This is a genomic window from Hyunsoonleella ulvae (assembly GCF_016827605.1).
Classification (GTDB): Bacteria; Bacteroidota; Bacteroidia; order Flavobacteriales; family Flavobacteriaceae; genus Jejuia; species Jejuia ulvae.
The window spans coordinates 323858-337388 of sequence record NZ_JAEPJQ010000002.1 but is presented as its reverse complement, the minus strand read 5'-3'; the positions used below and the strand labels follow the sequence as shown (position 1 = coordinate 337388).

The window sequence follows — 13531 nt, the reverse complement described above, 5'->3', positions numbered from 1 at the left end:
AAAATGAATCTACAAAAAAAATTAATAAGATCGTTAGGAATTATTTCAATGATGATCGTTCTATTTTTTAACTATAATATCAGGATAAAGCAAAGTAGTTCTATAAATGATTTAGATTTGGCAAGTCTGTTCTCCATAAACGTGGCAAATGCATCAGAGGTTAACGACCCATTTGCAGAATTAGGGTTAAGGATGCCACGAAGCTGCAAATACCTCGTAGCAGTTGGGCATACTTGGTATACGGATGAGAATGGAGTTAGATATAAGATTATAAAATATGAGGAAAGAGATGGAGTTGAGGATTATTGTGTGGGAAATAGCTTTATATGTCAAAATTTATTACCCTGTGGTGCTGTTATTTGATTATTAAATTTATTATAAATTAAGTCCAGAGAAAACATATTCTCTGGACTTTTATAAATCATGTATATATATTATGAGCAAATATTTTAGCTTAATATTCATTGTACTTTGTCTTTCCTGTAAAAATCCTAATCAAACAAAAGTTTTTTTTAAAAACCCAGTAAAAGTTGCAAAAAATAATAAAATTTTCACTGATGAAGCAAATATTACAAATATAAGTGTTGATTTATCCTCAATAATTAAGGGCAACTTTTATGATTATTTTGATATAAAAAATGTTATACACTTAGATATGCAAAGTCTTATTGGAGATATTTCGGTTATAAGGCAACATGGTGATTATATTTTTATTTTAGATAGTAAAAACGCGAAACAACTATTCTGTTATAATTTAACAGGAGAGTTAGTTTGGGAGTATAAGTCTATTGGTAAAGGGCCGTTAGAATATATGTTATTAACAGATTTTGTAGTTAATGCCGAAAATAATACAATCGATCTACTAGACAGTAAAACATATAAAATAATTAGTTTAGATATTAAATCAGGCATACCAATTAAAGAGTTTAAATTAAATTGCTTTGCCACAGAAATGGTTTATTACGGTAACAACACATATTTAGTATATACAAATAATTTAATAACAGGGGATAATCTTAATTATAAATTGGTATTAATTAATGATAAACAGAAGTCTTTGGGAAGATGTCTGGAAATATCAGATGAAAGAAGTAAAATATTACAAAAAGGTTTCAGATCATTGGAAAAATTTGAAGACAAAGTATTTTTTACTGAAAAATTTAATGATTCTATATATGTCATTAAAAATGATACTTTAAGATTAACATATTTTATCGATTTCAAAAATAATAAATACCCCCAAAGCTTGATATCAAAATTCTCATATGAAAAAACCCAAAGGTTAGAAAAAGAAAGGTCTTATGTGTCTGGTATAGATAGGGTTAGGATGAAAAATGGAGTTTTAAACTTTTCGTTTTCCTATAATAATGAACCATACACAGTATTTTTTGATAAAGAAAACCAAAAAACTGAAATTTTTAAAGAACTTAATGACGGGCTATTTTTAAGCTTAAGTAATCAAATTGCTCCCCGTGGTTATATTGATAATGGATTTATCCAAACAGTAGATCCTTTTTTTTTAAAAGACTTAAAAACCCAAATGAACCAAAGTGAAAACTTAAGAAACTCTTTAAAAAAGAACAAACCAAAGTTATTTAATTTGCTTTCTAACATTGAAAACAACCAAAATCCAATACTTCTTGTCTATGAATATAAAAAAGAAAAGTAAATTATTTTGTGTTATCTTATTTGTATTTTCGGCGTGTTTTGTGTTATATAATTTACAAAAACCCAACATTAAATCATTCGATGAAATGTCAGTTTATGATAAAATTCAAAAACAGATGAATAATTATCATTTAGAAAATTTTTTAGTAGTAAATGAAAAAAGAGATACTTTAAGAATAAAGGATTTAGTAATAAATAACAAATTGATTTTGAGATTTAGTGAGCTTCATTGTGACGCTTGTGTTATTAAAGAATTTGAAAATTTAAAGTCAGCCATTGACAATAAAATTTTTAAATTGGATGATATTATCATATTAACATACTACCAAAATCCAAGGTATCTTAATCTTTTTAAGCGACTAAATAAACTTCATGAATTTGAAGTTTATAATTTAATAGAAAATAAAATTGGTAATTTCAAATTGGACGAGATGTCGATTCCTTTTTTCTTTATTTTGGATCAAAACCTTATGGTAAAAAAGACCTTTATTCCACTTAGAACGAATGATAGTAGGACAAACAAGTATTTGAAAAAGATAGCTCCTGATTTGAGAATGTCTTAACAATTTTAACTGTGTTCAATCTGGAGGTTGATTTCTTTTGTTTAGATTTATAAGTTTTATGAATACATAAAATAACAGCTAGCAATTGATTTGTAATTTTATTTATCTAAATCTAATCTGCATAAATTAAAAAAAATGATTTAATAATTTCTAAATCAAAACTTGAATTTTATTACATATTGAGGTAAAAAAGTAAAAGCATATCAAACTAACAGAAATATTAATTATAACTATTTTTTTAGTACTTTGATTACTCTAACAATACTAATTTTAAATATTTGCTTAGCTGGAATTTTATCTTTGTTTTAAAAGAATAATTTTAATAGAAACTCATTAGATGACTTAAATTGAAACTCAAACTTTCTTCATTCTCAATAATCATTGTTTTTGTCTGTCTTTCTATAATAGGTGTAAGTGTAATCCCTTTATTGAGCGTACAGCTAAAGCCCTCTAAAGCATTACCTAGTATTCATGTAAGTTACAGGTGGCAAGATGCCTCAGCAAAAGTTATTGAGCAAGAAGTCACATCTGAACTAGAGGGTGTTTTTAACACAATTAAAGGTGTTAAAAATATTACCTCTACTTCTGACAAAGGCAGAGGAAACATTAGCTTAAAGTTTAAAAACAATACTAATATAGATGCCGTTAGATTTGAGTTAGCTAACCTCATTAGACAATCTTACCCTAAATTACCCGAAGGCGTGAGCTATCCCAGCTTATCTTTAAGTGCTGCCAATGAAAATAAGTCCCCCATCCTGTCCTACAGCATTCATGCCAACGAAAGCCCTTACTACATAAAAAAATATGCTGAAAAGCACATATTACCAAAGCTAACAACCATAAAAGGGGTTAATAAAGTAAATGTGTACGGGGCATCTCCTTTTGAATGGGTTATAACTTATAATTCAGACAAACTACAACAACTAAACCTATCCGTAAACGATATACAAAACGCCATAAACAATCATTTAAGAGAGCAAGAACTGGGTAAGGGCGTATTTAAAAACTCAAACAGTACGGATAATGAAATAAACCTTAAACTATCTTACAGCCCTGAAGGGTCAATACAGTGGGCAAAAATTCCCATTACCAAATTAGGAACTAGAATTGTCTATTTAGAGAATATTGCTACTGTAAATTATAAAGAAGCTAAACCTAATGGATACTATAGAATAAACGGTTTAAACACTATCAACATGACTGTTTATGCTGAGCAAGATGTAAATACTATAAACTTAGCTAAATCGGTTAGAGAGCAAATAATCAATACAAACAAACAATTAGATGCTGGATATAACATAAGACTTACGCAAGATAGCACCGAATATATTGTAGAAGAACTACAAAAAATACAAAAGCGTACCTTGTACGCCTTTCTAATTTTACTGCTTTTAATTTTAATTATAAATAGAAGTTTTAAATACTTAGCAATACTCTTTTTAAGTATAATTACCAATCTGTTAATAGCGGTAATTTTTTATTATCTATTCAAAGTAGAGCTTCAACTATACTCTTTTGCAGGCATAACCATTTCATTTGGGATTATTATAGACAATAGTATTATAATGATAGACCATATTAGAAATAAAGGCGACAAAAAAGTGTTTTTAGCCATTTTAGCGGCCACCCTAACTACTATCGGAGCTTTATTGATCATTTTGTTATTAGATGAAAACCAGCAGGTAGATTTGCTGGATTTTGCTCTTGTAATTGCTATAAACATAGGCGTATCGTTGCTGATATCTATCTATTATATACCAGCACTTTTAAACAAAATTAAATTACCGAAGAAGCAAAATCGTTTTTCGAGAAAGCGAAAAAAGCGCATTATATGGTTTACAAATATTTACAGCTCTATTGTTTACTTTATGAAAAGACCAAAGTTTAAGTGGTTTTTTATCGTATTGTTTATTTTAGGATTTGGCTTACCTATACAGTTTTTACCAAATGAAATTGAAGGCGAAGCTACTCTAGCCAATTTATATAACAAAACAATGGGTTCAGAATGGTTTACTAACTCTATTAGACCCACTTTAGAAAAAGTTGTAGGCGGTTCTTTACGTTTATTTACCGAAGATGTATTTGAAAATGCTTATTATACTGAGCCAGAGCGTACTACTCTGCGAGTTACGGGTACTATGCCTGAGGGGTGTACGATACAACAATTGAACGATGCTATTATTAAAATGGAATCGTACCTAAGTCGTTTTAAAGAAATAGAACTTTTTGAAACCAATATTTACAGTTATAGAAATTCTAACATTTCTATTTATTTTAAGGAAGCCTTTGAGTTTTCTGGGTTTCCACATACACTAAAAAATTTACTGGAATCGAAGGCCATTAGTTTAGGTGGTTTAGACTGGACGGTAAGTGGTGTTGGTAGAGGGTTTTCTAATGCATTGGGAAATGGCTATAAACAAAATCGCATCATTTTAGAAGGTTATAATTACGATAAGCTTTACAATTATGCCGAAGCAGTTGTGACACAACTCGAAGAGAGTTCAGGCTCCAGAGTTAAAGATATAGAAATTACAAGTGGAGGCTGGAGAGACAAAGCTCTTTACGAATATTACTTAGACTTTGATGATTATAAGCTAGCAGTAGCCAATGTATCCCAGCAACAACTTTATGGGTATTTGAAAAATCAAGTACACTATGGCAACCTTTCTTCTGTAATCCAAAATAATGAATTACAGCACGTAAAATTAATTTCAGATAAATATCAACAGTTTAATGTTTGGGATTTAAAGAATACACCAATCCCTATTAGAAACAAACAATATAAATTGAGTCAGTTAGCATCTATAGAAAAAAGAAAAACAGGCAATGTTATTCAAAAAAACAATCAACAATACACGTTAACAGTTGCTTATGATTTTTTAGGTACAGGGCAATTGGCGCAAAAAGTGAGAGAAAATACCATTGAGAGTTTTGAACCCAAACTACCTATGGGTTACAAAATTTTTCAGCAGAAATATAACCGTTGGGATAAAAAAGATAAAAAGCAATATTACTATTTATTTATTGTAGTTGCTATCATTCTTTTTATCTGTAGTATATTATTAGAGTCTTTGAAACAACCATTGGCAATTATCAGTATGATTCCAATATCATTTGTAGGTGTATTTTTAACGTTTTACATTTTCAATTTTAATTTCGACCAAGGAGGTTATGCCTCTTTTATTCTTCTTTGCGGTATTAGCGTTAATTCAGCATTGTACATTGTTAATGATTTTAATAATTTGAAAACCAATTATCCGAAAAGAAACATGTCACAACTTTATTTTAAAGCATTTAACTATAAAATTATTCCAGTTGTTTTAACCATAGTATCAACAATTGTTGGTCTAATTCCCTTTGTATGGTATGGGCAAAATGAAGCGTTTTGGTTTTCTTTTGCAGTGGGTTCTATAGGCGGTTTAATCTTTTCTTTGATGGGGATATTTTTTTATTTACCCATATTCTTGAGAACAACACCTAACGCTAAAAGGAGAAACGAAAGTTAACCCTAAAAATATCAATTAAAACAAATGTAAAATTATGATAAATAATAGGATAATTATAGTACTTATTTTAAGTTTAATTTTCTTTTCGTGTGGACAAAATAACATGCCAGAAGATGTCGAAAAAGCGCTGTTATTAGCTGGAGAAAATCAAAGCGAACTCTTAAAAGTTATTAATACATACAACAAAGCCCCTAAAGATAGTTTAAAGCTTAGGTCTGCCTACTATTTAATAGCTAATATGCCTTATCATTCTTTTAAAAAAGGGCATGAAATATTTGATGAAGCTTTTGTGTTGGCTGGTAAAGAGCGTGAAAGACAGATAAAAGAAAACCCGCGTGAAAAAAACCCTAAAGACTCCACATACACAAAACTAGGGGAGCTTTTAGACTCGATATCAAAAGCAAATCCATTATTAGATAAAGCACCAGTCTTACGTTATGATTTAAAGTTTATAAATGCGCAATATCTTATTGATAATATTGAATTGGCTTTTACAGCCCACAAAAAAATGCCATTAAAGTTATGTGAAAACTTTAATGAGTTTTTACATTACGTCTTGCCTTATAGAGTAGGACAAGAACCCATTGAAGCAAATAAAAGAAAAGATTTGTACGAAGAATACTCATGGGTATATGATTCGTTAAAAACAAATTCATTAGATAAAGTTGTAGCCAAAATATATGATATTAATAGATTTCGAGTGATATCAAAACGTCATCCTAATTATAATTATTCATATTCATTTTCTCAAATAAACCATATTAAGATTGCAGATTGTACTGATATAACCAATTATATCGTATATATTCTTAGGGCATTAGGTATTCCTGCAGGTGTTGATTACACTACCAAGTTAGGAAATACCAATAGAAGTGGTGGGGCTCATACCTGGGTTTTTTATTTAAACAATGGTAACCAAAGAGCTTTAAATAGTGGGCCTGTGTATTTTGATTTAGAAAAAACATTTAGGTTTAGTAGTACCCCTAAAGTGTATAGACAGCAATTTCATAAAAAACAAGAACCTCCATTGGAAGTAACCCATTTATACAGAGATGTATTTGATGTTACTATTCCTGCTATTTGGAATATTGAAAAACTAAAAAATAGTAGTAATGTTTTTTTAGGTATTTACGATGATAATAAAAGTTTATTTAAGATTGCGACAGCTGAAAAGCTAAAGAATGATAGTGCCTTTTTCAAAAACATGGGTAACAATATCATTTATTTTCCCTATGTCGAAAGTCCTGATAAGCCAATTAATTACCCTTTTGAACTTACTAAGAATGGAAAAGTTATTTTTTTTAGTAATGATGAAACTCTGCTTGGAAAAGCTAAATTATTAAGAAAATATCCGCCTTTTAGAATTAAATCAAAAAAACAAAAATACAGAAGAATTGAGGATTTAAATGGAGCAATAATTCAAGGGGCAAATATTGATGCAGACGAATATTACATTAACTTAGATACTATTTCAAAATTTAAAACTACTCAAAGCATCAAATTTTATTTTGACAACCCCAAAAAGTATAAGTTCTTTAGGTTTAAGACAGAGAAATATGCCAGAAAGGTAAGTCTTGCAACTTTTAAATTGTTAGATGATGAAAAAGGACGAATTTCAAAAGATTGGAGTAAAGTACTTATAAACAATGAAGAAGGATCTGTTGATAGCAAAAATATAATTGATGACAATCAATTATCATTTATTGAAAGAAAACATTTAACAATAACCTATTCTTTTAAAAAGCCAAAGAAAATTTTTGGTTTCGAAATTCAAGCCAGAAATGATGGTAATCATATTGATGTGGGAGACAACTACGAGTTACATTATTGGGATAAAAAATGGATTTCATTAGGTATAAAAAAAGCAGATGACACCATTTTAGTGTACAATGCAATACCTAAGAATATGTTATACTTGTTAAAAAATAATTCAAAAGGTAAAGAAGAATTTGTTTTTAAGTTTGATGATAATGGTAATCAGTTTTGGGTAGGATGTTCAGAATATGAAAATGATAGATCTTTTTATGGGTTGTAATTTGATAGCCAATTATAATACTACTTGGATAAAATAATAAACACATATTAGGTTTAAAAACTATTAGTTTATAGCAATAATTTTTCTTAGATAGTTTGATACTAGTACTTCAATCTCAACTTTACATAATAAATTTCAGATAATACTAATTAAGTAAAGTGGTTAGTTTTATGTTATAAGTTATGGTGAATTCTAAAAATGTTGACTAAATGATTTTTTGTTTACTGATAAAAAAAATTTGATTTAGAGTAAAAAGAAATTAATGCTTCCACTTATTAAAATTTTCTTATCCATATTCTATATTGTAATTTGGCACTTTAATTTATAAATATGTCTAAAGTTGTTTTAATCACAGGAGGGTCTTCAGGGATAGGAAAATCTATTGGAGAATTTTTACACCAAAAGGGTTATAAAGTCTATGGTACAAGTAGAAATCCTAAAAATTATGAGAACAGCAAATTTCCTCTGATTACTTTAGATGTTAAAGACGTTTCTACTATACATATAGCTATTAAGCAGGTTATAGATACCGAAGGTAGATTAGATGTTTTAATTAATAACGCTGGAGCAGGAATTACTGGACCTATTGAAGAAATTCCAGAGCAAGAGATCAAAGCTAATTTTGATACTAATTTTTTTGGACCCATTAATGTGATTAAAGCTGTATTGCCGCAGATGCGTCAACAACAATCTGGTTTAATAATTAATATTACTTCTATAGCGGGGTATATGGGATTACCGTATCGTGGAGTTTACAGTGCGAGTAAAGGTGCTTTAGAATTGTTAACTGAAGCTTTTAGAATGGAATTAAAACCCTTTAATATTGAAATGACCAATGTTGCGCCAGGAGATTTTGCAACTAATATTGCTGCAGGACGCTATCATGCACCTCTTAAAGACGATTCGCCATACAAATCATCTTATGGAAAATCCTTAGAATTAATGGATGCCCATGTAGATTCTGGAAGTGATCCTGAACTAATGGCAAAAGCTGTTTATAACATCATTACCACTAAAAACCCAAAGATTCATTACAAGGTAGGGGAGTTTATGCAGAAATTTTCAATTGTATTAAAACGTATACTTCCTGATAAAGTTTATGAAAAGTTATTAATGAATCATTACAAAATATAAGATTTGGTACGTTATTTGTGTTTTGTTAGCACAAATGTAACCAGATGTATAAAAAAATTACTTTTCCCTCAGTCTTCGCTCTGTTCTTTTTGATAACAGGTTGTCAAGATATTTTAGAATGTGTTATAAATAGAAGACCTGTTTTATCTGATAATAGGTTGCGTGTTGGTTTAGTTAATCAAAATTATTCTGAATTGATAACAGCAGAAATTAAAAATGAGCCCAGAGATAACGATTATTATTACTTTTTTTCTGTGATTGGGGATTTACCTCCTGGTATTGATGTATATTTTGATTATAGAGATGTTTTTATTGAAGGTATCCCTCGAGAAAGAGGTAGGTATCGATTTACCATTAGACTAGACGTTGAGCAAGCTGATAATTATTGCGAGAATAATTTAAATGATTGTGATGGCCTTTGTGAGGAAAGTACAGACAGAAGTTATATTTTAACGGTTAATTGATGTATTCTTATTTTTGTATAATTTTAGAATCTAAAAGCCTGTATTTTTAGTGTTTGGTTTGTAAAGAAGATTAATTTGTCCATATATTTTCTTTAATTGTTTATATTATTATTGTAAGTTAAGTATATTTTCGTCTGTAGGTTAATGTGTCTATTGATGTGGTATGAAGTATTTATTTCTTCTGTGTTTTTCTGTTTTTTATTCTTATTCTCAAGTTAAAACTCATGTGTCAGATATTTTGGTAGATAAATTAGAAAAACTATCAAATAACAGGCATGCTGATCTTTTATACTTACAAACAAACAAAGGGGTTTATGAAACTGAAGAAAACATTTGGTTTAAAGCTTATATCTTAGATGAAAAATATAATATACCCTCTAATAGTAGTAATGTACTCTTTGTACAGCTTATAAACGATAAAACAGGTAACTCTGTATGGGAGGAAAAATATGAAATAGAAAATGGTTTTGTTGATGGGCATCTTTATTTACAAGACTCTTTAGAAGAAGGACAGTATAGTTTGACAGCTTACTCTAGTAAATCCTATTATAAAGATAATGAAGAGTTCCATGCAGTAAGAGAAATATATATATTTAAAAATATTGGCAGTAAAAGAAAACTACAATTTAAAAAAAAGATAACAGATAGTGTCATTCATTTAAATACCTTTCCTGAAGGAGGAAATTTAGTTAATGATATTGAATCCAGAATTGCATTTAAGGCTACAAATTCACAAGGATTTCCAATTCAGGTTATAGGCACATTATACGAAGATAATATACGTGTTTTGGAATTTGAAAGCGAATATGAAGGTATGGGGAGTTTTTTATTAACACCTAAAGCTGATAAAGATTACCATATTGAGCTTAAAAATGATAGTGATAATAAAAAGTATTATCTACCAAAAATTCTTGCCAAAGGGACTGTATTACAACTTTTGAATAATACCAAAGAAGAACTGCGTTTTAAAGTGACCAAAACTTTGGGGCATAAAAAAGAAAAAATTTATTTGAGAGTTCAAGCTAAAGGCATGGTATATTACATTGCTAGAGCAATTTTAAATAAAGAATTACTTATTAATATTCCTTTAGAGGATATTCCACAAGGTATAGTTGAAGTTACATTATTCAATGATATGCTGTTACCTTTAGCAGAACGATTAGTTTATGTAAATCATAACAAAAAGCTTAATATTAGTACAACACTTAATAAAGAAGAATATGCTACTAGGGAAAAAGTTACCATGAAGATAAGGGTAACAGATGAGAATGGTTTACCAGCTATTGCCCATTTGGGGTTAGGTGTATACGATAGACTATATAAAAATTCACAAGATTCAAAAAATATATTTAGTCATTATCATTTATCTACTCAATTAAAAGGGAAGTTATATAACCCTATTTTTTATTTTGATGAAAGGAACAAAAACAGAAAAGAGGCATTAAATCTATTAATGTTAACTCAAGGTTGGAGAAACTATTTATGGAATGAAGAAAACTTAAATAGGTATCCTAAGTTTCTACATTATATTCTTTCTGACTCACTTACGGGAATACTTAAACCAGAAAAAACCAATAAACTTATCAAACAGATAGGCGAGAAATTTGTAATGGTTTTTACAGCTGATTCATCAAAGGGTAAAACGTTTATAGGTACCAATGATTATGGGCAATTTAGTCTTAATCATAATCATTTTAAAATGGCAGAACAAGCATATTTATATCTCAAGCCAATGATGTCACAAAAAAACAAGTATGCAATTAATATTAGAGACTCTTTTTTCGATACCATCAATCATTATCGCAAGACTAAAATAATAAATTACCCACTTTCAAAGTTTCAAGAAATAAAATCAAATAAAGTTACAGAGCCCTTTATTGTAACCGATGAAGTCAATAAACTAAAAGAAATTGTACTGTCAACTAAAAAAAATAAAATCTTTAGAGATAAATACCTGGGGGTTCTAGATAGCTTAGCTAAATTAAATTTGAATGTAGATTACGTATGTTCATCAGGAATTTTAAACTGCCCAACTCATGGTTTAAATCACCCAGATAATACCAAACCTATAGAAGGAAGAACTTATGAGCAATATGTGGGGTTTAAATGGGTAGATGAAAGTAGACGACAATACACATTTCAGAATTCTAAAGTTGAGAAATATAAGTATCCAGAATTAACAGAAGCGTATTTATTAAAAAAGTTCAATTTGGTAATGTTAAAAGGTTATTATGGTAAACGAGAGTTTTATCAACCAGCATACGATGAAGAATCTATAAATGATCCTTTTCCAGATTACCGTAACACTCTGTTTTGGAAACCAGATATCATTACTAATAGTCAAGGAGAGGCTACTATTCAATTTTTTTGTTCAGATATAGATACTACGTTTCTAGGGGTTATAGAAGGTGTTGACTATACTGGATTAATTGGGAGTAATAACTTTAAATTTATAGTGCATAAACCTAAATGAGAATACGCGTTAATAATTTTGTTCTACTGGTTTTAATAAAGTTTACTTTCCCGAAAACTTTTAGCAAGTTGTTAATAGATTTTATCTAAAGTTAATTACGTAAAGCGCTTAATGTTGTAAATTCGCTGCGTTAGGGATTGAAGCATTTGTTGAAGCTCCCCGACGTAGGAGGGAGCGGCTGCTGAAAGCCCGACCCCTTGTGGGTAACGCCATAATATTGACTTAATATAAATTAAAAACTATATAACAGAAATAATGAAATTTTTTATTGACACTGCAAACTTAGACCAAATAAAAGAAGCCCAAGATATGGGGATTTTAGACGGTGTAACTACAAACCCTTCGTTAATGGCTAAAGAGGGTATTACAGGGCATGATAATATTATGAAACATTACGTTGATATTTGCAATATTGTAGATGGCGATGTAAGTGCTGAGGTAATTTCTACCGATGTTGAAGGTATGATAAAAGAAGGAGAAGCTTTAGCTGAATTGCACGACCAAATTGTGGTTAAATTACCAATGATTAAAGACGGTGTAAAGGCATGTAAGTACTTTTCTAGTAAAGGAATTAAAACCAATGTAACATTGGTGTTTTCTGCTGGACAAGCACTTTTAGCTGCTAAAGCAGGAGCTACTTATGTGTCTCCTTTTTTAGGACGTTTGGATGATATTTCTACAGATGGGTTAAATTTAATTTCTGAAATCCGTCATATTTATGATAATTACGGTTTTGAAACCCAGATTCTATCGGCTTCTGTACGACATACAATGCATGTTATTGATTGTGCTAAAATAGGATCGGACGTAATGACTGGGCCTTTAAGTTCTATTGAAGGGTTATTGAAACATCCTTTAACTGATATTGGTTTAGCTAAGTTCTTAGCTGATTACAAGAAAGGTAACTAAGTTTTTATAGAATATATAAAAGGCGCAATAATCAACTTGATTAGTGCGCCTTTTTAATTTTATGATTTCTAGAATTTTAAGCCTTTTTCTGCTTGTTAATTTCGTCCTGTAATTGGCGTCTTACTTTTTGTTCGCGTTCTAAGGCAGTTTTTCTGTGTTCTTCAAATTCCTCCTCAATTTCAGATAAGCTAAGTTTGGCTTGCCTTGTTACGGCATTACTATTTTTAAACTTATATATAAATAATAGGAGTAAGGCCAATAGTGCAGCAATAATACTCCATAATAATGTGTTATACCCAGTCTTGCTCATTTGCATCCCAAAAAGTGACATACTATCTTTTTCAGTGTTAGTCTTATCTAAGTTTGCTTGCGTTTTAGAAAGCGAGCTTTTTAGTTGTGTAATCTCATTAGCTTGTGTTTTAACTACAGCTTGCGTCTCGTTTAAATTTTTACGAATTCCGTTTAAAGAATCCTTTACATGGTTACGTAGTGTTAATAACCATGCTGTTTTTACGGCCTCGTAAGGTTGACCATTTGTGCCCTTGAAATTACCAGATTTTCTAAAAATAAATTCAAATTGACTATCAATGGTACCACTATTAAGTGATAATGCTTCAGGTTGTTGAGCGGTTTGAGAGAAAGCTATTCTAAAAGTAAACAAAAAGATGAATGCGATTAGGTATTTTGAGGAATTCATTTGGTTGTGTTTAAATAGGTTAACTGTTAATGCGAAAATATAAAATAAAGTTTAAAAACATCAATAAATACAGAATAGCCTC

At 29.7% G+C, this 13531-nt stretch carries 10 protein-coding genes; 9 read left to right on the top strand and 1 reads right to left on the bottom strand.

Annotated features, from left to right (window positions below; genetic code table 11):
• The first annotated feature begins 3 nt into the window (after positions 1-3).
• The 9 genes from JS605_RS07145 to fsa all read left to right on the top strand — a co-directional run bounded on the left by JS605_RS07145 (position 4) and on the right by fsa (position 12752).
• Complete coding sequence (locus JS605_RS07145) at positions 4-363, top strand: hypothetical protein (protein WP_203257011.1); 360 nt, start codon at positions 4-6, stop codon at positions 361-363.
• Positions 364-436: 73 nt separating this feature from the next.
• The gene (locus JS605_RS07140) at positions 437-1669 is read left to right on the top strand and encodes a 6-bladed beta-propeller (protein WP_203257010.1); all 1233 of its coding nucleotides are present in this window, start codon (positions 437-439) and stop codon (positions 1667-1669) included.
• Complete coding sequence (locus tag JS605_RS07135) at positions 1647-2231, top strand: hypothetical protein (protein WP_203257009.1); 585 nt, start codon at positions 1647-1649, stop codon at positions 2229-2231. The genes JS605_RS07140 and JS605_RS07135 overlap by 23 nt, the downstream gene beginning before the upstream one ends.
• Before the next feature lie 347 nt (positions 2232-2578).
• Positions 2579-5737, top strand: coding sequence for an efflux RND transporter permease subunit (locus tag JS605_RS07130; RefSeq protein WP_203257008.1), 3159 nt, complete (start codon positions 2579-2581; stop codon positions 5735-5737).
• A 34-nt stretch (positions 5738-5771) separates the two neighbouring features.
• Positions 5772-7772, top strand: coding sequence for a transglutaminase domain-containing protein (locus JS605_RS07125; RefSeq protein WP_203257007.1), 2001 nt, complete (start codon positions 5772-5774; stop codon positions 7770-7772).
• A 330-nt stretch (positions 7773-8102) separates the two neighbouring features.
• Positions 8103-8906 carry an SDR family oxidoreductase gene (locus JS605_RS07120; protein ID WP_203257006.1) on the top strand — a complete coding sequence of 268 codons (804 nt, stop codon included), beginning with the start codon at positions 8103-8105 and terminating at the stop codon, positions 8904-8906.
• Positions 8907-8950: 44 nt separating this feature from the next.
• On the top strand, positions 8951-9370 hold the full coding sequence (locus JS605_RS07115; RefSeq protein ID WP_203257005.1) for a hypothetical protein: 420 nt from the start codon (positions 8951-8953) through the stop codon (positions 9368-9370).
• A gap of 163 nt (positions 9371-9533) precedes the next feature.
• Entirely contained in the window at positions 9534-11843 is a 2310-nt protein-coding gene (locus tag JS605_RS07110; protein WP_203257004.1) for a hypothetical protein, read from the top strand.
• Positions 11844-12098: 255 nt separating this feature from the next.
• Positions 12099-12752, top strand: coding sequence for a fructose-6-phosphate aldolase (gene fsa / locus JS605_RS07105; protein ID WP_203257003.1), 654 nt, complete (start codon positions 12099-12101; stop codon positions 12750-12752).
• Between the two features lie 76 nt (positions 12753-12828).
• Here the strand turns inward: fsa and JS605_RS07100 are convergent, their stop codons facing one another.
• Entirely contained in the window at positions 12829-13449 is a 621-nt protein-coding gene (locus JS605_RS07100) for a tRNA (guanine-N1)-methyltransferase (protein WP_203257002.1), read from the bottom strand.
• Between the last annotated feature and the right edge of the window lie 82 nt (positions 13450-13531).

What these genes read in the sequence shown, in the direction of transcription:
- JS605_RS07135 (WP_203257009.1), top strand. Translation starts at nt 1,647, where the DNA reads ATGAATATAAAAAAGAAAAGTAAATTATTTTGTGTTATCTTATTTGTA.
- JS605_RS07145 (WP_203257011.1), top strand. Translation starts at nt 4, where the DNA reads ATGAATCTACAAAAAAAATTAATAAGATCGTTAGGAATTATTTCAATG.
- JS605_RS07120 (WP_203257006.1), top strand. Translation starts at nt 8,103, where the DNA reads ATGTCTAAAGTTGTTTTAATCACAGGAGGGTCTTCAGGGATAGGAAAA.
- fsa (WP_203257003.1), top strand. Translation starts at nt 12,099, where the DNA reads ATGAAATTTTTTATTGACACTGCAAACTTAGACCAAATAAAAGAAGCC.
- JS605_RS07125 (WP_203257007.1), top strand. Translation starts at nt 5,772, where the DNA reads ATGATAAATAATAGGATAATTATAGTACTTATTTTAAGTTTAATTTTC.
- JS605_RS07100 (WP_203257002.1), bottom strand. Translation starts at nt 13,449, where the DNA reads ATGAATTCCTCAAAATACCTAATCGCATTCATCTTTTTGTTTACTTTT.
- JS605_RS07110 (WP_203257004.1), top strand. Translation starts at nt 9,534, where the DNA reads ATGAAGTATTTATTTCTTCTGTGTTTTTCTGTTTTTTATTCTTATTCT.
- JS605_RS07140 (WP_203257010.1), top strand. Translation starts at nt 437, where the DNA reads ATGAGCAAATATTTTAGCTTAATATTCATTGTACTTTGTCTTTCCTGT.
- JS605_RS07115 (WP_203257005.1), top strand. Translation starts at nt 8,951, where the DNA reads ATGTATAAAAAAATTACTTTTCCCTCAGTCTTCGCTCTGTTCTTTTTG.